The following is a 22,079-nucleotide window of genomic DNA, read 5'->3' as shown; positions in this document are numbered from 1 at the left end:
CTTTAAGACACAGTGTAAACGGTGGAGGCACGAGGCAGCGATGGCGGAAGAGATGCAGGTAGAGACGGTCTGGACCGGGGCGGATCTGGTCACCATGCGGGACGGAAAGTACCACCTGATACCTGAGGGGGCGATGGCGGTGCGGGCGGGTAAGCTGGTGTGGGTCGGCCCGGCGGCTGAGATGCCCGCCTTCGTCGCCGCGCGGCATCATCATCTGCCGGGCGGTATCGTGACGCCGGGACTGGTGGACTGCCATACCCATCTGGTGTTTGGCGGTGACCGCAGTCAGGAATTTGAACAGCGCCTGAATGGCGTCAGCTATGCCGACATTGCCGCACAGGGCGGCGGCATCCTCTCGACGGTACGGGCGACCCGCGCCGCCACGGAGGAGGCGCTGGTGGCGTCGGCGCGCTGGCGGCTCGACCGCCTGCTGGCAGAGGGGGTCACCACGGTGGAAATCAAGTCCGGCTACGGGCTGGATGAGGAGAGCGAACTGCGGATGCTGCGGGCGATTCGCCAGCTGGGGCAGAGCGTGGCCGCCGATATCCGTGCCACCTGCCTGGCCGCCCACGCCTTTCCGCCAGAGTTTAAGCATGACCCGGAGGGCTGGGTCGACATCATCTGCGAACGGCTGCTGCCGCAGGTGCAGGCGCTGGGACTGGCGGATGCGGTAGACGCCTTCTGTGAACATCTCGCCTTTTCACCGCAGCAGGTCGCGCGGGTGTTTGATCGGGCGGTGGCGCTGGGTCTGCCGGTGAAGCTGCACGCGGAGCAGCTTTCGGCGCAGGGGGGAGCGGCCCTAGCGGCCCGTTACGGTGCACTTTCTGCCGACCACCTTGAATACGCCACCGAGGAGGATGCGAAAGCGATGGCGGCACACGGCACCGTGGCGGTGCTGCTGCCGGGCGCTTTCTATCTGCTGCGGGAAACCCGGCGTCCCCCGGTGGATCTCTTCCGGCAGCACGGGGTGCCGATGGCGCTGGCCAGCGATGCCAATCCCGGCACCTCACCGGCGCTGTCGCTGCGTCTGATGCTCAACATGGGCTGCACCCTGTTCGGCATGACCCCGGAAGAGGCGCTGGCGGGCGTGACCCTGTGGGGCGCAAAAGCGCTGGGGCTGGCGGACAGCCACGGCTCGCTGGAGGCGGGAAAAGTGGCGAACTTCGTTCACTGGCCGCTGGCCCGTCCGGCGGAACTGGTTTACTGGCTGGGCGGTGAGCTGCCCTGTACCGTTATCTATCGTGGAGAACCCCAATGAATCCCTTCATATTTACCCGGGGCAGCCTGCCGCTGCTGGTCAGTATTCCCCATGCCGGCACCGAACTGACGCCCGAGGTGGACGCCGGACTGAGCGACGCCGCGCGCGGTTTACCGGACACCGACTGGCACATCCCGCTGCTCTATGATTTCGTCCGTGACCTCGGAGCCAGTGTGTTAATCGGGCGTTACTCGCGGTTCGTGGTCGATCTGAATCGCCCGCCCGATAATCAGCCACTCTACACCACCGCCACCACCGGTCTGTTCCCGGAAACCCTGTTCAACGGCACCCCGACTTTCCTGCCAGGCAAAACGCCCGATGCGGCTCAGCGTCAGAGCTACATCGACCAGATCTGGCAGCCTTACCACCAGCAGATCCAGCAGGAGCTGGCGCGGCTTAAAGCAGAGCACGGCTATGCGCTGCTGTTTGATGCACACTCCATCGCCAGTAAAATTCCCCGCCTGTTCGAAGGCCGCCTGCCCGATATCAACCTTGGCACCAATGACGGCGCCAGCTGCAGCCCGGCGATGAGCGCGGCGCTGGAGGCAGTCTGCGCCGCGCAGCACGACTACAGCTGGGTGATTAACGGACGTTTTAAAGGCGGTTACATTACCCGTGCGTATGGTCAGCCGCAGCAGCAGACTCAGGCCGTCCAGCTGGAGCTGGCGCAGCTGAACTACATGGATGAAACCCCGCCTTACGCCTGGCAGCAGGCGCGCGCCGCGCAGTTGCAAAAAACGCTGAAAGCACTGATCCACGCCATGCTGGCGGAGGGCAAAACCCGATAATCCCACCACGGCGATGCGCCACTCCGGTGCATCGTCGCGCTGAACCGGTGCAGGCGGGTGCAGGCCGCCTGACTGCACGGCGCTCCCCGCCGCCTTTTTCCCTTTTGCAGAGCTGGCATAACCTTTGCTTGGTTGTATGTACAACTACTGCTGCGCATCCATCACATCATAAATTCTGTCTGGCTCACAAAACAGTAAAGCCGGGAATGAACTGCGCCGCGTTAGCTTGTATATACATGACATATCATCCTGTGAAATTTATGTTAAATCTCGTCAGGGCGATCACCAGGCCGCTACTTTCAGGAGAACCGTATGACGCACCCACTGACTCTTCGTCGTTTATGTCTCACGACCCTGGTTTCCTCTATGCTGCTCTGTGGCGTCAGCGCCCAGGCGAAAGAGTGGAAGTCGATCACCATTGCCACCGAAGGCAGTTATGAACCCTGGAACCTGACGCTGCCAGGCGGCAAGCTCGGCGGCTTTGAACCGGAACTGATGGCGAATCTCTGCCAGCGTATGGCGATTCAGTGCAGGCTGGTGGTGCAGAACTGGGATGGCATGATCGCCGGGCTTAATGCCGGAAAATATGACGTGATCATGGATGCGATCGTGATTACCCCGGAACGAAAAAAAGTGGTCAGCTTCACCCTGCCTTACGCCTCGACGCCTGCCACCTTCATCACCCTGAAAGGGAGCCTGCTGCCTGCCGACAGCCAGATTATCAAGCTGACCGATGACGCAAAAACCGTGGAGCCGGCCATTGCAGGTCTGAAAGCGGCGCTGAAGGGCAAAACGATCGGTATCGCCTCCGGCACGGTTTACACCCCCTTTATCGACAAATATTTCAAAGAGGTGGCGGATGTCCGTGAATACACCAGCTCGGCCGACGCCATCCTCGACCTGCAGGCGGGGCGGATTGATGCGGTGTTTGACGACGTGACCTTCGCGCAGTCGATGCTGGCGCGGCCCGAAAACCGCAATCTCAGCTTCAGCGGCCCGCAGCTGGGCGGCCCGATCTGGGGTGAGGGAGAGGCGCTGGGCGTGCGCATGGCGGATAACGATCTGAAAGCCCGGCTGGATGAGGCGATCAAAGCCGCACTGGCCGATGGCACAGTGAAAAAGCTGAGCGAGAAGTGGTTCAAAACGGATGTCACACCCTGAGTGAGGTAACTGATGATAAGCCTGCTGAGTTTTGGCCCGGACGGCTGGGGACGGCTGATTCTGAGTGCCGCGCTGACCACGCTGCTGCTGTCGTTTGCCGCGCTGGTGGTGGGGGCGGTGGTCGGATCGGGCGTTGCCGCCGCGAAGTTATCTCCCCACCGGCCGGTTCGCTGGCTGGGGGAGGGATACTCGGTGATCTTTCGCGGCATTCCTGAGCTGCTGGTGATCTACCTGTTCTACTTCGGGGGATCGGGGCTGATCACGCAGATCGGCCAGCTGTTTGGTGCCGACGGATTTATCGAAGCGCCGCCGTTTCTGATCGGGGCGCTGGCCATCGGGCTTATCTCCGGCTCTTATCAGGCGGAAGTCTATCGCGCCGCACGGCTGGCGCTGGCGAAAGGGGAGATCGAAGCGGCGGTCGCGATTGGCATGCCCCGCTGGCGCATCCGGCAACGCATCCTGCTGCCGCAGGTGGCGCGCTATGCGCTGCCGGGTTTATCAAACGTCTGGCAGATGAGCCTGAAAGATTCGGCGCTGGTGTCGGTCACCGGCATCGTCGAGCTGATGCGGGCGAGCCAGATTGCCGCCGGTTCGACCCGTGACTACTTCGCCTTTTATCTGGTGGGCGGAGGCTGCTATCTGCTGCTGACGCTGCTGTCCAACCGTGCCTTCCTGCGCGCTGAATCCCGTCTGGGGCGCGCCTGGCAAAGCCGCACCGCTGCACAGCATTAGGGGGATTGATGATCGATTTTGCGTTTCTCACAGACACCTTCCTGAAACTCAGCGCCGCGCTGCCGGTGACGCTCGGTCTGTTTATCAGCGCCTTTTTGTGCGGTGGCGTGCTGGCGACAGGGATTCTGGCGCTGCGCATGAGCCGCTGGCGGCTGCTCAGCGGCTTTGCCCGCGGCTACATTCTGGTGTTTCGCGGTTCGCCGCTGATGATCCAGCTGTTCCTGATCTACTACGGTCTGGGGCAGTTTGGGATGATCCGCCACAGCCTCCTCTGGCCTTTTCTGCGTGAGCCGTTCACCTGTGCGGTGCTCGCGCTGTCGCTCTGCACCGCCGCCTACACCGCAGAGATCCTGCGCGGGGCGTTGCTGGCGGTGCCGCCAGGCCAGGTCGAGGCGGGGCTGGCGTGTGGTATGTCACGCGGGCTGCTGCTGCGGCGCATTATCGCGCCGGTCATGCTGCGTTACGCGCTGCCTGCCTACTCTACCGAAGCGATTCTGCTGGTGAAATCGACCGCGCTCGCCAGTCTGGTGACAGTGTGGGATGTCACCGGGGTGGCGCAGCAGATCATCCAGCGCACCTACCGCACCATGGAGGTCTTTCTCTGTGCGGCGGCGATCTACCTGATCCTTAATTTCATCATTGTGCAACTCTATGCCCTGCTGGAGCGGCGTCTGACGCCGGTGCACAAACCGGAAAAAAAGCCGTTACCGTCCGCTAAGCCGATCCCCGGAGGAGAGTAATATGTCTGATTTGTCACCCGTCACGCTGTCGGCCAGCGATATCCACAAATCTTTTGGTGCCATGGAGGTGTTGAAAGGCATCTCACTGCAGGCGCACAAAGGCGATGTCATCTCGATTCTCGGTGCCAGCGGCTCGGGCAAAAGTACGCTGCTGCGCTGCATTAATCTGCTGGAGACGCCCGATTCGGGCGTGGTCAGCGTCGGTGGTGAGACCATTGAGATGAAGCGCCATGCCCGCGGGCATCAGCTGGCCGCTAATCCGCGCCAGATTGAACGGCTGCGTTCCCGGCTTGGCATGGTGTTCCAGAGTTTTAACCTCTGGTCGCATCTGACGGTGCTGCAGAATGTGATTGAAGGGCCGCACTATGTACTGAAGCGCGACAAAAAAGCCTGCATCGCTCAGGCGGAACAGCTGCTGGACCGGGTCGGCTTACTCAACCGCAAAGATTTCTATCCCGCTCAGCTTTCCGGCGGTCAGCAGCAGCGCGTGGCGATTGCCCGCGCGCTGGCGATGGACCCGGAGGTGATGCTGTTTGATGAGCCGACCTCGGCACTCGACCCCGAACTGGTCGGTGAGGTGCTGAAGGTGATGCGCAGCCTGGCGGAGGAGGGGCGCACCATGCTGGTGGTGACGCATGAGATGGGCTTTGCCCGCCACGTCTCTAACCGGGTGGTGTTTATGCATCAGGGCACGATTGATTGTCAGGGCACGCCGGAAGTGATGTTTGGCGACGGCGGCTCGGCGCGCTTCAGGCAGTTTATCTCCCGTCATCATCAGGTGGAGCCGGTGTTATGAGCAGCACGCTGAATCCTCCCCAGGTGTGGGGCGATGCCCCGCTGACCTGGCCGTCGCTGGTGCAGGTCGCCCGGCACGATGCCCCTCTGACCCTCAGCGACAGCGCCTGGCAGCGGATTGCGCAGAGCCGCGAGATCGTCGGCACCATCGTGGCGACGGGGCAGGTCGCTTATGGCATCAATACCGGGCTGGGTGCGCTGTGCAACATCACCCTCTCTGAGGATGAACTGAGCCAGCTGTCGCGTAATACCCTGCTGAGCCACGCCTGTGGTGTCGGCCCGAAACTGGCCAGAGCCGAGGTGCGCGCCATCCTGTGTGCCGCGATCGCCAACTACAGCCACGGTAAATCAGGCGTCTCGGTGGCGCTGGTGCAGCAGCTGCTGGCGCTGCTCAACCGGGGGATTACCCCGCAGGTGCCGTCACAGGGGTCGGTCGGTTATCTGACCCACATGGCGCATATCGGGCTGACGCTGATCGGCATCGGTGAGGTGGAGTGGCAGGGCAGAGTCGTCCCGGCAGAGCAGGCGCTGGCGGAGGCAGGGCTGACGCCCTACCGGCCTGGTGCGAAAGAGGGGCTGAGCCTGGTAAACGGCACGCCGTGCATGACCGGCTTGGCCTGCCTGGCGCTGGATGATGCGGCGCGTCTGCTGGACTGGGCGGATGTCACGGGCGCGATGAGCTTTGAAGCGCTGCGTGGCCAGCTGGTGGCGTTTGATCCTGAGGTGCTGGCGCTGAAAGCCAGTCCGGGGATTCAGCGCAGCGGCGAACGTCTGCGCCAGTTGTTAAGTGACAGCCCGCTGCTGAAAGCGAGCGTCGGTATCCGGACACAGGATGCGCTGAGCCTGCGATCGATGCCGCAGGTTCACGGTGCCTGCCGCGATCAGTTTACCCATGCGGTCCGTCAGGTGGAGACCGAACTCAACGCCTCTACCGACAATCCGCTGATTCTGGGCACCCCCGACGCCTGGCGCGTCGTGTCGCAGTCGAACCCGCACGGCGAGTCGGTGGCGATGGCCTGCGACCTGCTGGCGATTGCGCTGGCGGAGCTGGGCAGCATCGCGGAGCGACGGCTTGATCGGCTGGTGAATCCGCTGGTCAGCGGTCTGCCGCCGTTTCTGGTGGCCGAGCCGGGCGTCAACTCCGGCATGATGATTGCGCAATATGTGGCGGCGTCGCTCTGCGCGGAGAACCGCCAGCTCGCTCAGCCGGCGGTGCTCGACAACTTTGTCACGTCGGGATTACAGGAGGATCATCTGAGCCTCGGCACCGGTGCGGCACTGAAGCTGCTGAAGCTGGTCAGCAATGTCGGGCACATCCTCGCGATTGAGTATCTGCTGGCGGCGCAGGCGCTGGAGTTTCACGGTGAATCCCAGCTGGCCGCAGGAACGCGACGTGCCTGGCAGCAGTTACGACAGGTGGTGGCGTGCTGGCAGCAGGATCGCTGGCTGGCGCCTGATATCGCCCGCGCGGCAGAACAGATCAGAGCGCACCGGTGCGATGCGCTTGAAGGATAGGCGGGTTACGACCGGCGGGCGTCCGGACGGACCAGGTCGAAGCGCTGGGCTTCACTGATGCCGTAATAGGCGCTGGGTCCCCCGGCGCGCAGAATCGGCTCCGCTTTGGCCGTCTGATAAATACCCTCTTCCAGCAGCGTTTCACTGATGTGGATCGCCACCGCTTCACCCATGACCAGCCAGCTGTCGAGCGGGTTGCCATCGGCATCCTGCAGCTGTATCAGCTGTGTTAAGCGACACTCAAAGTTGACCGGGCTCTCCGCCACCAGACTGGCGCTGACCTGGGAACCGGCCTGCGGCGTTAAACCGGCGAAGGTGAACTCATCCTGATCGGCAGGCAGCGACGCTGAGCTTTCATTCATCGCTTCCGCCAGCGGGCGGGTCGCCAGGTTCCAGACAAACTCTCTGGTCTCAGCAATATTGCGGACGCTGTCTTTCCAGCCGCTGCTGGCAAAACCGATAATCGGCGGATGATAGCTGAAGCAGTTAAAGAAGCTGTAGGGTGCCAGATTGCGCTGGCCGCTGGCGCTGACTGAGCTAATCCAGCCGATCGGGCGCGGGCCGATAATGGCATTCAGCGGATCGTGCGGCAGACCGTGACCGGCACGGGGTTGATAAGAATAGCGTTTCTGGCTCATAACCTCTCCAACGGGGAATAATGATTAATCTTAGCGCGACAGCATGGCCTGTCGAATCGGAAAGCGGTAAGCGGATGGTGCGGGTTTATTTTCACTCGCCTACAGCGTATTGTACGCGCGCCTGAATAACTGAGAGAACGTATGAAAAAGTCAGCCAGCACCTCGCCTTTCCACGCCCGCAATCGCCATCAGGGCGAGTACGATTTTGCCGCGTTAACCGCCGCGCATCCGCCGCTGGCGGCCAAAGTCCGGCCCAATGGGTATGGCGTGCAGTCGGTGGATTTTGCGGACCCCGAGGCGGTGATGCTGCTGAATCAGGCGCTGATCAAACTGTTTTATGATATCGACTGGCAGCTGGCCCCCGGCTCACTCTGTCCGCCGGTGCCGGGACGAGCCGACTATCTGCACTACCTTGCGGATTTGCTGGCGCTGGATAACAACGGCGTAATCCCCGCAGCGGATGTCCTGGATGTGGGCTGCGGCGCAAACTGCATCTATCCCCTGATTGGCGCGGCGGAATATGGCTGGCGCTTTACCGGTACCGAAATCAACGAGGTTGCACTCAAAGCGGCCAACCGCATCCTGGCCGCGAATCCGCGCCTGACGCGCCAGATCCGTCTGCGTCGTCAGAAAAACAGCGACGCGGTGCTGGCGGGCGTGATCAGCAAAAACGAATTTTTCAGTGCTGTCATGTGTAACCCGCCTTTCCACGCATCGGCGGAGGAGGCCGCGGCGGGGTCGCAACGTAAATCACGCAATCTCGGACTCGACAAAGCGGCGCCGCTCAACTTTGGCGGTCAGCATAATGAGCTGTGGTATCCCGGCGGTGAAAAAGCCTTTATCGGCAGGATGATCGCCGAGAGCGTGGCCTTTGGTCGTCAGATTGGCTGGTTTACCTCACTGGTATCGCGCAAAGAGAATCTGCCCGCGCTGGAAAAACAGCTGCAGGCGCTCGACGTGGCCGAGGTGCGGGTGGTCAATATGGCGCAGGGTCAGAAGCAGAGCCGCTTCCTGGCGTGGAGTTTTATGCCTGCTGCCCAGCGCAGCAAACTGCTGAGTCGCCTGGGGAACTGAGGCATCTCATTACGCAGGTAGCAGGAATCTATCTGCTGAGAAAAAAGGACGTGCTGCGATGCGGCCGTTTCAGACTGCTGACAAACCCAATCGGGGTTGCTCTTGCAGCAACACATTAGCTAATAGCGCAGGGAACACGGGCAGAGGAGGAAAGCGTCCCGCGCCAGGGACGGCGCGGGCCGAGCGACCAGGGATGGTTTAAGCGACTTTCCGATCTGCCCGTGTTCCCTTCGCAGGGTCGGTCTCACAGCTGGGCAGGGCAGACTTTGCCAACAATAAAAACGGGCCGCTAAGCGGCCCGTTTTGATCAGGAGACGTGCTGCAGAAATTCGCGCAGACGCTCACTCGGGGGATTGCTGATCAGGCTGTCGGGATCGCCATCTTCCGCAATCCGGCCTTTGTCGATAAAGATCAGACGCGAGGCCACCTTCTGAGCGAAGCCGACTTCGTGGGTCACAATCACCATCGTCATGCCTTCTTCCGCCAGGTCCTGCATCACCTTCAGCACTTCGTGACGCAGCTCCGGGTCAAGCGCGGAGGTCGGCTCATCAAACAGCATCATCTTCGGCTTCACCGCCAGCGCACGGGCAATCGCGACACGCTGCTGCTGACCGCCGGAAAGCTCAGACGGGAAGTGATGCGCACGCTCGGCGAGGCCCACTTTGCCCAGCAGCTCGCGTGCCAGCTGGCGTGCCGACTCTTTGCTGGCACCGCGCACCCGGATTGGACCGAACGCCACGTTGTCCAGCGCGCTCATCTGCGGGAACAGATGAAACTGCTGAAACACCATGCCCGCTTCCTGACGAATCAGGCGGTCATCGACTTTCGGATCGTTGACGCGCAGACCATCCACAATCAGTTCGCCGCTGGTGATCTCTTCCAGCTTGTTAATGCAGCGCAGCAGGGTTGATTTACCGGAACCGGAAGGACCGATAATGACCACCACTTCGCCCTGGTTAATTTTCAGATCAATGTTGTGCAGCACCTGGGTCTGACCAAAATGCTTGGAGACATCTTTAAATTCAATCACAGGATTTTCACCCTTTTCTCAATGCGGCGCAGCACAAAGCTCAGCACCAGCGTAATCACCAGATAGATGATCGCGACGGCGCTCCAGATTTCCAGAGCGCGGAAGTTACCGGCAATAATCTCCTGACCCTGACGCGTCAGTTCAGCCACACCGATAACAATAAACAGCGACGTATCTTTAATGCTGACAATCCACTGGTTACCCAGCGGCGGCAGCATACGGCGCAGCGCCAGCGGCATAATCACGTAGCGCAGCGTTTCACGGCCCGACAGTCCCAGTGCCAGACCCGCTTCGCGGAAGCCTTTGTTGATTGACAGCACGGCACCACGGGTGATCTCGGCAATGTAAGCGCCGGAGTTAATCATGATGGTTACGACCGCCGCACTGAAGGGATCGATTCGCAGGTCGGGAAACGCCATTGGCAGGGCAAAGTAGATGAACATCACCTGCACCACGATAGGCGTACCGCGGATGATTTCGATAAACACCAGCGCGATGTTATTGGTGATCCAGCCGCCGTAAGCACGGGCAAAACCGGCCACCAGACCGATAAGCAGACCGCCACACAGGCCGATGATTGAGATAATTAAGGTCAGTTTAGCGCCTTCGAGCAGCGCTGGCATGGCGGGCCAGATGACGCTCCAGTCAAACTCCATGGTGTCACTCCAGATATGTTGCGATGGAAAAAAGCAGGGAAAAGTTTCCCTGCTCAAATTAATTCACGGACAAATTATTATTTTGGTTCAGTGCCGAACCATTTTTTATAAAGCTGATTGTAGGTGCCGTTCTCTTTCAGGGTTTTCAGCGCGCCGTTTACTTTCTCGCGTAAATCGTCACTGCCTTTCGGGAAGGCAATACCATACTGCTGCGCTTCGATTGAATCGCCCACCGCTTTAAAGCGGCCTTTACCGGCGGTGTGAATGAAGTAAAGGATGTTTGGCGTGTCATGCAGCACGGCGTCAGCACGGTTGGTGCCCAGCTCCATGTAGGCGCTGTCGATGTTCGGGAACTGACGCAGATCTTTCGATTTGATGTTGGCTTTCGCATACTCTACAGAGCCGGTGCCGCTTTTGACGGCGACCACTTTGCCATTCAGATCGCTGATGCCTTTGATATTGTTTTCATTGTTACGCACCATCACCTGCAGACCGCTTTTGTAGTAGCCGTCAGAAAACTCAATCGCCTTCTTACGCTCTTCAGTAATGGTGATACCCGCCAGCGCCAGATCGACATTACGTGTCTGCAGGGCAGGGATAATGCCGCTGAAATCCATCGGCTTCAGGGTGTAATCGAGCTTCAGTTCTTTGGCAATCGCATCCCACAGATCCACATCAAAGCCGACATATTTGTCACCCTGTTTGAATTCAAACGGAACAAAGGCGGTATCGGTCGCGACGACCAGCTTCTTTTCTGCTGCGGTGGAGGAGAGGGAGAAGGCCAGCGCCAGCGCGGCCACAGAAACTTTTAACAGTGACTTCATCATTTTTTCCTTTTTACACTCAGGCGGCAGGACCTGCGTTTTCGGCTTGTCATATGAAAAAATTATGCCAACTTTGCAAGATACGCGAAATCAGTGAGTTAAATATCACAGCTGAAGCGATTTTGCAGGTTATTCTGCATTTGCACCGTTTTGGTGCTCTATTGTGGTGCAGGTGGCGATTTTGGTGCAAGCGGTAGTGTGCCTCAGTTGTTGAAGCTTTGAAGCGAAGAAGAGAAGAACTGTTAACAGGGTCATAAAACGGGGTTATACAGACGTAAAAAAGGCGGGTTTCCCCGCCTGATTGACTGCACAGTCACTGCATTAAGTCTTATTCAATGTTGGCTTCGATGAACCACAGGAACTTGTCCAGGTCGCGAGAGGCCGCAGTGAAGATGTCAGCAGTATCTTCATCTTTCACTTCGGTAATCGCTTTACGGGTATCGTTAGCAACGATGGCATAACGATCGGCCAGTGCCTTCAGATGGTCCTGCACGCTATGGATGTTCAGCGGATAGCTTTTCAGCGGGGTTTTATCGTTCACGACCTGTGCGGTGCCCAGTGCCACGCCGCCCAGCTGCACAACACGTTCAGCAATCGTATCCTGATGATCGGTAATCGCGGTGCGGAAACCATCCAGCATCTCATGTACACCGATAAAGTTAGCACCGCGCATGTTCCAGTGCGCCTGCTTAGTGATCAATGACAGGTCAATAAACTCGACGACCAGACGATTCAGCACCTCAATGGTGGCTTTCTTTTCGTCTTCGGCTACGTCATTGCGGGTGTAAATCAGATCAGAAGATTTAGTTTTAACCAATTTAGCGGTACTCATCGTTTCAGTCCTCTCTTTGATGGTTGTCCTAATCAAGTACCGGATAAGTATAGCAGCGCTTTTTAACTTTGCAGAAACGACTTTATCAATGGATGAAATAGTGTCTCTCTTTGTCTGGTGCCGCGCGGGTTCAGGAAGGTTACTACTATGTTAAAATATAAAATAAAGAAAATTTTATTATGAATCAGTAAGTTAAATTATTTTGTAAATAACCGGTAAGTGACTGTTTCAAAATAGAAAGTGCAGAGGAATGAATCGGTTAAGAATAATTCTCATGTTGAGCATGATTGTTATTTAGCCCGCCATAACAGCGGGCAGGCCGCGCTTATTTCTGAGTGTCGGCGGATAATTCCACGTTGTTCAGCTGGCTCTTTTTCGGCCGCATCGTCAGCGTTGATCCTGCCGACGCGATGATGATAGCCAGCAGCGCCAGCCACTGGAGTGCACTCAGCGTTTCCCCCAGAAAGAGCATCCCTGAAAAGGCAGCCATCGCCGGCTCGAGACTCATCAAGGTGCCGAAGATGCGCGCCGGTAAGCGGGTCAGTGCAACCATCTCCAGCGAGTAGGGGATGGCGCTGGAGAGCAGGGCAACCAGCAGCGCGATGGGCATAACCGCCCAGTTCCAGATGCCACTTTCGGCAAAGGTCAGTCCCAGTGGCACAAAAATAACCGAGGCGATCAGCGAACCGATTGCCACGGTAGCAGGGCCATGCTCCGCGCCTGCCCGTTGTCCGGCCAGGATATAGATCGCCCAGCAGGCTCCGGCAGCGACAGCCAGCGCGGCCCCTACGGGATCAATGGCGGTCATGCCTGTGCCAAACGGCAGCAGGAACCACAGGCCAATCACGGCCAGCACCACCCAGACAAAATCGAGCAGCCGGCGCGAACCAAACAGCGCCAGCGCCAGCGGGCCGGTGAACTCCAGACCCACCGCCACACCCAGCGGCACCGTCCGGATGGCCAGATAGAACGTGAAATTCATTGTGCCCAGCGCCAGGCCATACATCAGAAGGGGAAGACGCTGCTCGCGGCTGAAGCGTAAACGCCACGGTTTGAAAATTATGCAGAGTATCAGTGTGCCAAATCCCAGGCGCAGGGCGGTGATGCCGGTCGCCCCAACGGCAGGAAACAGTGATTTCGCCAGGGATGCACCGCCCTGAAGCGACAGCATCGCAATCAGCAGTACGGCGACCGGCAATAAAATCGGGGCAAGGTTTTTAGCAGCGGGAGAGGCAGACATCCTGTTCACTTTTCCTGGTCATCAACAAAATCAGTCGACCAGTGTAAAGGAAAGAGCGGCTAAAAAATCACGAATTTGCGTTTTAAATGCGAACGGGTTGCGCAGTTTTTGCCCGAATTCAGTGCCATTTTGGTAAAGAAATGTCAGGATTTTTTAGGATTTAACTTAAAGAGGGAATTCAGCACAAAATGATTGTTGCAGGAAGATGACGGATTTTATAAGAAAAATGAATGACATAGGATGTCGCATTAACGTCCTGTTACACCAAACTTTCTGTTAGACAACAAAATCCGGGCAGAGTTTCTCGCTATTTTTTGTTATATTTTCAGCGTTGTCAGGAGAGAAGTATTTTCACATTTGAGGTGGTTATGAAAAAAATTGCATGTCTTTCAGCATTAGCCTGTGTACTGGCAGTATCTGCAGGTTCAGCAATGGCACAGAGCACCGTAACTGGTGGTTACGCGCAGAGCGACTATCAGGGCGTGGCTAACAAAGCTAACGGCTTCAACCTGAAATACCGCTATGAAGACGGTTCTAACCCACTGGGTTGGATCGGTTCATTCACCTACACCGAAAAAGACCGCACTGAAGCTGGCGTTTACAACAAAGGCCAGTACTACGGTGTGACCGGTGGTCCTGCTTACCGTCTGAACGACTGGGCGAGCATCTACGGTGTTGTAGGTATCGGCTACGGTAAATTCCAGCAGAACGATACTTCTTCACGCGCTAAAACTGATTCAAGCGACGTAGGTTTCTCTTACGGTGCTGGTCTGCAGTTTAACCCAATTCAGGACGTCGCGCTGGACGTTGGCTACGAGCAGAGCCGCATCCGCAATGTGGACGTGGGTACCTGGATCGCTGGCGTAGGTTACAGCTTCTAAGTTTAGCTTAGCTGACCCGCCAAAAAACGGCCCCTTATGGGGCCGTTTTTTATTGTGCCGATATTCTCCCCGCCATGCAGGCTCCCGCCTTTCTCTTCCCCAACTGACAATCTCTGTGCCCTCATAGCCGGCAGCGTGATGCCCCTTGAGCGTGCGATGTGTCAGGCGAAATAAGAGAAAAGAAAATAAGCAGAAGGGGAGAGCGCCTCCCGGGCTGAGAGGCGCTGAAAAGGGGTCAGCCGCGCCAGATGAGCTTCTGACAGCGACGATCGGCGGGTTTCTGGCCCAGCAGTTTCTCAATCAACATCAGACGCAGCGTGAAGGGGGAACGCGTCAGCAGGCACAGCCAGGATTTCATCTCCGTGGTTGTTCTCTTCTCAGCCTGGAAGCATTTGCTGCAATCTAAGCAACATTTCAGGGTGCTCATAGAATCACCTCCCAATCATTGTCGACGCGGTCGTCAGCAGCCTGGGGTGAGATACGTCATCACCGGATCCACCCAGGATCGCAAAGGATCCTCTGTGTGCTGCTTACATTATCAACAAATATAGCACTGGCTATATCCTTTAGCCAAGGCTAACGAGGAAAAATTTGAGCTTCTTTGCGGCTGGTTTACAATAAGCGCAGCTAAATCCGTACAGCAGTGCCCGTACGGGAAATAATAATGAGGAAGCTGAATGAGTCGTCGTGCTAAAAGCGTGGTTTCTGCGCCAAAAGGACCACTGAAAGATATTGAAGAGCATGTCGAAGGTTTTCGGCAGGTGCGTGAAGCGCATCGTCGGGAGTTAATTGATGACTACGTTGAGCTAATCTCTGATTTAATTGGTGAATTTGGCGAAGCACGTCAGGTCGATATGGCAGCCCGCCTGGGTGTGTCACAACCGACCGTGGCAAAAATGCTGAAACGACTGGGCAGTGCCGGACTGGTCGAGCAGGTCCCTTATCGCGGGGTCTTTCTGACCAGCGAAGGGGAGAAGCTGGCCGAAGAGAGTCGCGCCCGTCATCATATTGTTGAAAGTTTTCTGCTGGCGTTGGGCATCAGTCCTGAAACTGCCCGACGTGATTCAGAAGGGATTGAGCATCACGTCAGTGATGAAACTCTGGCTGTGTTTAAGAAGTTCTCCGAAACCCGTTAACGCTAAGGCGTACCCTCATCATGCCTCAACTGCTTCGATCTTTTTTGCACGACTCTATTTTGCATTTATTAATCGTGTTGGGTGTGGTTCTGGCTTTTCTGGCGGATTTCCGCTGGGGCGATCTGCCAGGTGCCGTAGACTGGCACACCATCATCACGCTGACCGGTTTGCTGATCCTGACCAAAGGGCTGGAAACCAGCGGCTATTTTGATGTGCTGGGGGGGCGGCTGATTGCGCGTTTCCGGCATGAACGCGCGCTGGCGCTGTTTATGGTGCTGGCTGCTGCGCTGCTCTCGACCTTTCTGACCAATGATGTGGCGCTGTTTATTCTGGTGCCGCTGACCCTGACGCTGCGCAAATTCTCTCATCTGCCCATCTCGCGGCTAATCATCTTTGAAGCGCTGGCGGTGAATGCCGGTTCGCTGCTGACGCCGGTCGGCAACCCGCAGAATATTCTGTTATGGAGTCACGGCAAGCTCAGCGTTGTCGCGTTTATTGTGCAGATGCTGCCGCTGGCGGCATGGCTGCTGCTGAGCCTGATGGTCCTGACCTGGTTCAGCTTTCCAAAGCGGTCGATTGATAAGCATGACAATCCTGAACAGCCTGAGTGGCAGAAACCGCTGTTTATTGTCAGTGTGGTGCTCTACCTGCTGTTTATCGCTGGCCTGGAGCTGGAAATCACCGGCTGGGTGCTGCTGCTGATTCTCGCCACTTTCCTGGTCATGGCGCGCCCGGTGCTGCTGCGCATTGACTGGAGCCTGCTGGCGGTGTTTATCGCCATGTTCATTGATGTCTTCCTGCTGACGCGTCTGCCGGTGATGCAGGCGCACTTTGATGCGGTTTCCCACTTCGGTCATGGACAGCTCTATCTGCTGGCTATCGGGCTGTCACAGGTCATCAGTAATGTGCCGGCAACGATTCTGCTGCTGCAAAAGGTACCACCCACGGATGTGCTCGCCTGGGCGGTGAACATCGGTGGATTTGGCCTGCTGCCGGGTTCCCTGGCCAACCTGATTGCGCTGCGTATGGCAAAAGATCGGGCCGTCTGGTGGCGTTTCCACCTGTTTTCACTCCCTCTGCTCGCCTGGTCGATGGCCAGCGGCTGGCTGCTGCTGCGGCTGCTCAATTAGTCCCACCCCGCCTGCCACCCTCATCAGGTGGCAGGACGTGCGCCATTTCTCAAGTTTCGTAAAGTTGCGCTGGATTTTGTCAGGTTCCGATATAAGGTTAACTAGACCTTTATGCCCGGAATCAGGGCCTTAGCCAGTGATGGGAACTATGAGCGAGAACAACCAACACGATCAACACCAGCAGGATGCCGATAACGCGACGGATAAAAACCGTCAGTCAGATGAAAACAAGGACAACGACCAGCAGCCAGAACGCAAACGCCCCGGTAAAAAGCCGCTGATTATTCTGGCGGTCGTGGTAGTGATCATGCTGATCGTTGGATTCTGGTTCTGGTTTACGACCCGCAATATTGAAACCACCGACGACGCCTTTACCGAAGGCGATGCGGTGACCATTGCGCCGAAAGCGTCCGGTTATGTGGTGAAGCTGCTGGTAAACGATAACCAGCGGGTGAAGAAGGGCGATCTGCTGGTGGAAATCGACCCCAGCGACAACCGCGCCCAGCGTGAACAGGCGCAGGCGCAGCTCGGTTTAGCTGTCGCGCAGCTTCATCAGGCGCAGGCGCAGCTGGCCCTGTCCCGGGTTCAGTATCCGGCTCAGCGCGATCAGGCGCTGGCGGACCAGGCGAAAGCGGAAGCTAACCTGCTGAACGCCCAGGCCGATTATCGTCGCCAGCGCGGCGTCGACCCGCGTGCCACCAGTCAGCGCAATATCGACAGCGCCTCGGCGCAGTTACGCTCGGCGCAGGCGCAGTTACAGAGCGCTAAAGCGCAGGTTGAAGTCGCATCACAGGTTGCCCTGCAGATTCGTCAGCAGGAAACCAATGTTGAAGCGCGTCAGCAGCAGGTTGAGCAGGCAAAAGCGCAGCTCAGCACGGCTGACCTTAATCTCTCCTATACCCAGGTTCGTGCGCCCTATGATGGCTTCATCACCAAGCGCAATGTTCAGCTGGGTACCCTGGTGCAGGCTGGTTCTTCGCTGTTCTCGCTGGTCTCACCGGACATCTGGATCACCGCAAACTTTAAAGAGTCTCAGCTTGAGCGCATGAATCCGGGCGATAAAGTTGAAATCAGCGTCGATGCCTGGCCGGATATGAAGCTGGAAGGGCATGTCGACAGCATTCAGATGGGCTCCGGTTCACGCTTTTCGACCTTCCCGTCAGAAAACGCCACCGGCAACTACGTGAAAATCGTGCAGCGCGTGCCGGTTAAAATCGTGATTGATAAAGGGCTCGATCCCAACCATCCATTGCCACTGGGTCTCTCTGTTGAACCCAAGGTGACGGTGGAATGAGTACGGCGCAGAGCTGGAAACCTGCCAGCAATCCGTGGTTAGTGGCGATCACGGTGACGCTGGCGGTGTTTATGGAGATCCTCGACACCACCATCGTCAACGTGGCGCTGCCGCATATCGCCGGTTCACTCTCCTCCAGTTACGATGAGTCAACCTGGGTACTGACCTCCTATCTGGTGGCAAACGGCATCGTGCTGCCTATCTCTGCATTCTTCAGCCGTCTGTTTGGTCGTAAACAGTTTTTCCTGATCTGCATTGTGATGTTTACCATCTGTTCGTTCCTGTGCGGTATCGCCACCGAACTGTGGCAGATCATTCTGTTCCGCGTCCTGCAGGGCTTTTTCGGCGGCGGCTTACAGCCGGTTCAGCAGTCTGTGCTGCTCGACTACTTTAAAGCGGAAGATCGCGGCAAAGCCTTTGGTCTATCCTCTATCGCCATCATCGTTGCGCCGGTGATTGGCCCGACGCTGGGTGGCTGGATCACGGATAACTACAGCTGGCGCTGGGTGTTCTTTATCAACATCCCGGTCGGGGTGCTGACCGTGCTGGCAATCTATCAGCTGCTGGAAGATCCACCGTGGGAGCGCAAATGGGCCAAAGGCAAACTTAAGATCGATTACATCGGTATCAGCCTGATTACCCTGGGGCTGGGTTGCCTGCAGGTGATGCTGGATCGCGGGGAAGATGAGGACTGGTTCGCCTCTCACTTTATCGTGCTGTTCGCTATTCTGGCGCTGGTCGGCATCGTCGGGGCCGTCTACTGGCTGATGTATGCCCGCAAACCGGTGGTCGATATCCTGGTGATGAAGGATCGCAACTTCTGGGTGGCGGGCTTGCTGATGGCGGGTATGGCGATGATCCTCTATGGCAGCTCTGTCGTACTGCCTCAGCTGGCGCAGCAGGACCTGGGTTACACCGCCACCTGGTCAGGTCTGGTGCTGTCGCCCGGTGCGGTGCTGATCGTGCTGACGATCCCGCTGGTGCTGAAGCTGATGCCGATTGTTCAGACGCGTTACATCATCGCCTTTGGCTTCAGCTGTCTGGCGGTAGCGTTTTTCTACTCCGCCACCCTGGCACCGAATGTCGATTTTGCCACGCTGGTGATGATGCGCAGCGCGCAGTCGATCGGGCTGGGCTTCCTGTTTGTTCCGCTGACCACCATCGCGTTTGTCACCATTCCGCAGCGACTTAATGCGGACGCCTCGGCGCTGTTTACCATGTTCCGCAACGTGGCCGGATCGATCGGGATTTCACTCTCGACCGCGGCCATTACCGAGCGCGAGCAGGTTCGCTCGGCGCACATGGTGCACAACATGACGCCGCTGAACGAGCAATTCAACATCACGCTGCAGCACTGGGCGCAGGCGATACGCGACTTTACTTCGGCGGTTGGCGATCCCGTTACGCTGGCAACCGGTCAGCTTTATCAGGAGATGATCGCGCAGGCGCGCATTCTCGCTTATATCGATGTCTTCTCAGGCCTGAGTATTGTCGCCCTGATTTTGATTCCATTTTGTTGGCTGCTGTCGCCGATTAAGAGCGAAGGCAGTGCAGGAGCACACTAACATGAAGGTTTTTTACTCTCATCGCCTGAAACCCGTGAGTTTACTGCTGGCTCTCGCTCTGGCGGGTTGCGCCGTCGGGCCTGACTATCAGGCGCCAAAACCGGCCTTGCCGGGCAGTTTTAACGCCATGGCGTCGCAGGAGGCGTCCGTACCCCAAAGCGCCGCGATTAATTCCCGCTGGTGGCGAAGCTTTAACGATCCGCAGCTCGACAGCCTGATTGAGCGGGCGATAGCGGGCAACCTGAGCCTGCAGCAGACGGTACTGCGTATTGCCGGGGCACGCGAACAGCTGACACAGGCCCAGGGTAGCCTGTTACCCAGCCTGAGCGGTTCGGCCAAAGTGACGCGTCAGCAGCTCGGTCTGGAAGGCTTGCTGAAAGCCAATGGGGCCACCGATCAGCTCGACAGTAACGTAGCCAGTCAGCTCAACGGCCTGACCCAGCCGGTCAATCTCTACCAGGGCAGCTTCGATGCGAGCTGGGAACTGGATCTGTGGGGCAAAGTGCGCCGTCAGGTTGAGGCCGCCACTGCCCAGCAGCAGGCGGCGATTGAGCAGCGCAATGATGCGCTGGTCTCACTGGAAGCGGAAGTGGCGCGCGCCTGGCTGCAGCTGCGCGGCGCGCAGAGCACCATCCAGACGCTGGAGCAGCAGATCAGCGTGGCGCAGCAGACGACCGAGCTGACACAGAGCCAGCAGCGTAATGGTCTGGCGCCGCTGACCGACGTGGAGAATGCCCGGGCCCAGCTGAGCACGCTGCAGGCGCAACTGCCGCAGTATCAGTCGCAGGCGCGGCAGGCGATGAACGGCCTGGCGGTGCTGCTCGGCAAGACGCCAGGCGCACTGGATGCGGAACTCAGTACACCGAAACCGTTGCCGCCGCTGCCTCAGTTTGTGCAGGTGGGTATCCCTTCAACGCTGGCGCGCCGTCGTCCTGATATTCGTCAGGCTGAAGCGACACTGCATGCGCAGACCGCGGAAATTGGCGTCTCTGTCGCGCAGCTTTTCCCGAGCCTGTCGCTGACCGGCCAGCTGGGCGTGCGTAACACGGACGTTAGCTATCTGGATAACTGGAGCAGCCATTTCTACAGCTTTGGCCCCTCGTTATCAATTCCGATTTTCCAGGGCGGACAGCTGGTGTCGAGCGTGAAGCTGGCGCGGGCACAGCAGGCGAGTGCCGCACTGGATTATCGCCAGACGGTGCTGACGGCGCTGCAGGATGTGGAGAATGCGCTGGTCAGCTATCGCGCCGATCAGCAGCGTGTCACCGCGCTGGATGAGACAACCGGTGCTCTTCAGCGTGCCTTTGATCTCGCCAGCGACAGCTACCGTCAGGGGCTCTCCACCTTCCTGGAGGTGCTGGATGCACAGCGCCAGCTGGCACAGGCACAGGAGCAGGCAACCCAGGCACGGATGCAGAGCGCGCTCGATCTGGTGGCGCTCTATAAAGCACTGGGCGGCGGCTGGGAAACATACCAGACTGTTGAGATGCCGCACTACTCCGTCTTCGGTCCGGCCACCCAGGCCAATTAGTTCTCAGGCGGTCGCGGCGCTGCTGCCGTGACCGCCTGCTTATCCCTCTCCACTGCGCGGTCAGCCCGCCATCTTCCGTTTACCGATAATCTAACTCATTGAATCAGCGGCAATCGTTGCCGGAATTCGTCAGGATAAAATGGCCGAAAATAAAACAGGCCTGACAGCAGGGCTATTATCTGCGCAGCGGTCAGGGCGTTATTATTTATGTGGCTGGCATCAGTTCAATTTAAGATTTTGAGCTGCATCACCTTTCTGCGTTTATTTCAGGATGCTTTTTTAATGCCACTCAGAACGCACATGGCAATTCGCCAGCGTCTGCAGAACGCGACCGCTGTTGTTCAACGGTCTCCTCTGCGAATAATCTGACGCTGCTGAAAAACGCAGCGGTAAAACATGCCGGGAACGTCGTTACTGTCATAATAAAATCGAATAGGGCGATAATTCTTTAACGTTATTGCCCGATGAGAAGGGCAATTTTTAATCATGAACTGTAAACTATTGTGACAGAGGTAGCCTTTCCGGCCTTTTTTTATCGCCAGAGCATGGGCGATAAACCGGAAATAACGGGCCTGAGCCTGCACGCTTTCGCAGATGCGATTATGCCTCTGCAGGCGGTATCGTCCGGCTGAAATCGTTTTCAATACAGGGACACAGGCCCGGTTTGTTGTTAATTCATCGTTAATAAACCTCAGGCGGGTCCGATTTTAAAAGCCATATTTCGGCATAATTAATACTTAAGAATTATCTGGGGCGTAAAAATAATTTATTTTTTTATTTGAATTAGGTAATCTTGCCGCTACAGTTTTATTAACCCCCCTTAATCAAGGACATTGTGATGAGTGACGCATTTAAGGTACTGAACAATATTCGCACATTACGTGCCCAGGCTCGTGAACTGCCACTGACCGATCTTGAAGAGATCCTGGAAAAATTAACTGTCGTTGTGACTGAGCGCCGCGAAGAAGCTGAAGCAGAAGAGACGCAGAATCGCGAAAAAGAAGAAAAGCTCTCTAAATATCGCGAAATGCTGCTGGCTGACGGCATCGATCCTAATGAATTATTAGGTGCCCTGGAAAGCGGAAAAAAACGCACCAAGCGTGCGCCGCGTCCGGCTAAATATACTTACACCGATGAAAACGGTGAGCAGAAATCCTGGACTGGCCAGGGCCGTACCCCGGCAGCGATTAAAAAAGCGCTGGATTCCGGTAAAAGCCTGGACAGCTTCCTGATTGATTGATCGACACAATCCTTGTAAG

General features: G+C 57.4%; 22 protein-coding genes. 15 read left to right on the top strand and 7 right to left on the bottom strand.

What is annotated here, in order from left to right; genetic code table 11:
* The first annotated feature begins 40 nt into the window (after positions 1–40).
* The 7 genes from hutI to hutH all read left to right on the top strand — a co-directional run bounded on the left by hutI (position 41) and on the right by hutH (position 6,989).
* A complete protein-coding gene (gene hutI, locus OXR04_RS07580) occupies positions 41–1,258 on the top strand; it encodes an imidazolonepropionase (RefSeq protein ID WP_150029457.1) in 1,218 nt (405 codons plus the stop codon).
* Entirely contained in the window at positions 1,255–2,046 is a 792-nt protein-coding gene (gene hutG, locus OXR04_RS07575; protein ID WP_267372507.1) for an N-formylglutamate deformylase, read from the top strand. Before hutI ends, hutG begins: the two co-directional genes overlap by 4 nt.
* 312 nt (positions 2,047–2,358) lie before the next feature.
* Complete coding sequence (locus tag OXR04_RS07570; protein WP_267372505.1) at positions 2,359–3,207, top strand: transporter substrate-binding domain-containing protein; 849 nt, start codon at positions 2,359–2,361, stop codon at positions 3,205–3,207.
* 12 nt (positions 3,208–3,219) lie between these two features.
* Entirely contained in the window at positions 3,220–3,939 is a 720-nt protein-coding gene (locus OXR04_RS07565; RefSeq protein ID WP_046101490.1) for an ABC transporter permease subunit, read from the top strand.
* 8 nt (positions 3,940–3,947) lie between these two features.
* Positions 3,948–4,679, top strand: coding sequence for an ABC transporter permease subunit (locus OXR04_RS07560; protein ID WP_267372504.1), 732 nt, complete (start codon positions 3,948–3,950; stop codon positions 4,677–4,679).
* A 1-nt stretch (position 4,680) separates the two neighbouring features.
* The gene (locus OXR04_RS07555; protein ID WP_111208975.1) at positions 4,681–5,475 is read left to right on the top strand and encodes an ATP-binding cassette domain-containing protein; all 795 of its coding nucleotides are present in this window, start codon (positions 4,681–4,683) and stop codon (positions 5,473–5,475) included.
* On the top strand, positions 5,472–6,989 hold the full coding sequence (gene hutH, locus OXR04_RS07550; protein ID WP_267372501.1) for a histidine ammonia-lyase: 1,518 nt from the start codon (positions 5,472–5,474) through the stop codon (positions 6,987–6,989). The genes OXR04_RS07555 and hutH overlap by 4 nt, the downstream gene beginning before the upstream one ends.
* Positions 6,990–6,994: 5 nt before the next feature.
* Here hutH and OXR04_RS07545 read toward each other — a convergent pair whose 3' ends face one another.
* Positions 6,995–7,627 (bottom strand): flavin reductase family protein, encoded by a 633-nt coding sequence (locus OXR04_RS07545; RefSeq protein WP_009091235.1) that lies wholly within the window; start codon positions 7,625–7,627, stop codon positions 6,995–6,997.
* Positions 7,628–7,768: 141 nt separating this feature from the next.
* Between OXR04_RS07545 and rlmF the strand changes: the two genes are divergently transcribed.
* Positions 7,769–8,701, top strand: coding sequence for a 23S rRNA (adenine(1618)-N(6))-methyltransferase RlmF (gene rlmF / locus OXR04_RS07540; protein ID WP_058957707.1), 933 nt, complete (start codon positions 7,769–7,771; stop codon positions 8,699–8,701).
* Between the two features lie 307 nt (positions 8,702–9,008).
* Here rlmF and glnQ read toward each other — a convergent pair whose 3' ends face one another.
* The 5 genes from glnQ to rhtA all read right to left on the bottom strand — a co-directional run bounded on the left by glnQ (position 9,009) and on the right by rhtA (position 13,283).
* On the bottom strand, positions 9,009–9,731 hold the full coding sequence (gene glnQ / locus OXR04_RS07535; protein ID WP_009091231.1) for a glutamine ABC transporter ATP-binding protein GlnQ: 723 nt from the start codon (positions 9,729–9,731) through the stop codon (positions 9,009–9,011).
* Entirely contained in the window at positions 9,728–10,387 is a 660-nt protein-coding gene (gene glnP, locus OXR04_RS07530) for a glutamine ABC transporter permease GlnP (protein ID WP_009091229.1), read from the bottom strand. Before glnP ends, glnQ begins: the two co-directional genes overlap by 4 nt.
* Before the next feature lie 77 nt (positions 10,388–10,464).
* Positions 10,465–11,211, bottom strand: a complete 747-nt coding sequence (gene glnH / locus OXR04_RS07525; RefSeq protein WP_009091226.1) for a glutamine ABC transporter substrate-binding protein GlnH — start codon at positions 11,209–11,211, stop codon at positions 10,465–10,467.
* A gap of 328 nt (positions 11,212–11,539) precedes the next feature.
* Positions 11,540–12,043 (bottom strand): DNA starvation/stationary phase protection protein Dps, encoded by a 504-nt coding sequence (gene dps, locus OXR04_RS07520; RefSeq protein WP_009091225.1) that lies wholly within the window; start codon positions 12,041–12,043, stop codon positions 11,540–11,542.
* 325 nt (positions 12,044–12,368) lie between these two features.
* The gene (rhtA, locus tag OXR04_RS07515; protein WP_267372498.1) at positions 12,369–13,283 is read right to left on the bottom strand and encodes a threonine/homoserine exporter RhtA; all 915 of its coding nucleotides are present in this window, start codon (positions 13,281–13,283) and stop codon (positions 12,369–12,371) included.
* 368 nt (positions 13,284–13,651) lie between these two features.
* On the opposite strand from rhtA, the gene ompX reads away from it, so the two are divergent.
* Positions 13,652–14,164, top strand: coding sequence for an outer membrane protein OmpX (gene ompX, locus OXR04_RS07510; protein ID WP_009091221.1), 513 nt, complete (start codon positions 13,652–13,654; stop codon positions 14,162–14,164).
* Between the two features lie 235 nt (positions 14,165–14,399).
* Here ompX and OXR04_RS07505 read toward each other — a convergent pair whose 3' ends face one another.
* Positions 14,400–14,591 carry a hypothetical protein gene (locus OXR04_RS07505; protein ID WP_265136744.1) on the bottom strand — a complete coding sequence of 64 codons (192 nt, stop codon included), beginning with the start codon at positions 14,589–14,591 and terminating at the stop codon, positions 14,400–14,402.
* Positions 14,592–14,841: 250 nt separating this feature from the next.
* Between OXR04_RS07505 and mntR the strand changes: the two genes are divergently transcribed.
* From mntR to OXR04_RS07475, 6 genes are all read left to right on the top strand, one after another.
* Positions 14,842–15,300, top strand: coding sequence for a manganese-binding transcriptional regulator MntR (gene mntR / locus OXR04_RS07500; protein ID WP_003850512.1), 459 nt, complete (start codon positions 14,842–14,844; stop codon positions 15,298–15,300).
* A 20-nt stretch (positions 15,301–15,320) separates the two neighbouring features.
* Positions 15,321–16,430 carry an SLC13 family permease gene (locus OXR04_RS07495; RefSeq protein WP_033736361.1) on the top strand — a complete coding sequence of 370 codons (1,110 nt, stop codon included), beginning with the start codon at positions 15,321–15,323 and terminating at the stop codon, positions 16,428–16,430.
* 148 nt (positions 16,431–16,578) lie between these two features.
* Positions 16,579–17,724, top strand: a complete 1,146-nt coding sequence (locus OXR04_RS07490) for an HlyD family secretion protein (RefSeq protein WP_009091215.1) — start codon at positions 16,579–16,581, stop codon at positions 17,722–17,724.
* Positions 17,721–19,289 (top strand): DHA2 family efflux MFS transporter permease subunit, encoded by a 1,569-nt coding sequence (locus OXR04_RS07485; protein WP_058957704.1) that lies wholly within the window; start codon positions 17,721–17,723, stop codon positions 19,287–19,289. The genes OXR04_RS07490 and OXR04_RS07485 overlap by 4 nt, the downstream gene beginning before the upstream one ends.
* A gap of 1 nt (position 19,290) precedes the next feature.
* Complete coding sequence (locus OXR04_RS07480; RefSeq protein ID WP_267372493.1) at positions 19,291–20,820, top strand: efflux transporter outer membrane subunit; 1,530 nt, start codon at positions 19,291–19,293, stop codon at positions 20,818–20,820.
* A gap of 838 nt (positions 20,821–21,658) precedes the next feature.
* Positions 21,659–22,060 (top strand): H-NS family nucleoid-associated regulatory protein, encoded by a 402-nt coding sequence (locus OXR04_RS07475; RefSeq protein WP_009091208.1) that lies wholly within the window; start codon positions 21,659–21,661, stop codon positions 22,058–22,060.
* Positions 22,061–22,079 lie beyond the last annotated feature (19 nt).

The sequence above is a fragment of the Pantoea sp. GM_Pan_3 genome (assembly GCF_026541045.1).
In the GTDB taxonomy this organism is placed as follows: domain Bacteria; phylum Pseudomonadota; class Gammaproteobacteria; order Enterobacterales; family Enterobacteriaceae; genus Pantoea; species Pantoea anthophila.
Note: the sequence above shows the minus strand (reverse complement) of the source record. Positions and strands in the feature narration are given on the sequence as shown.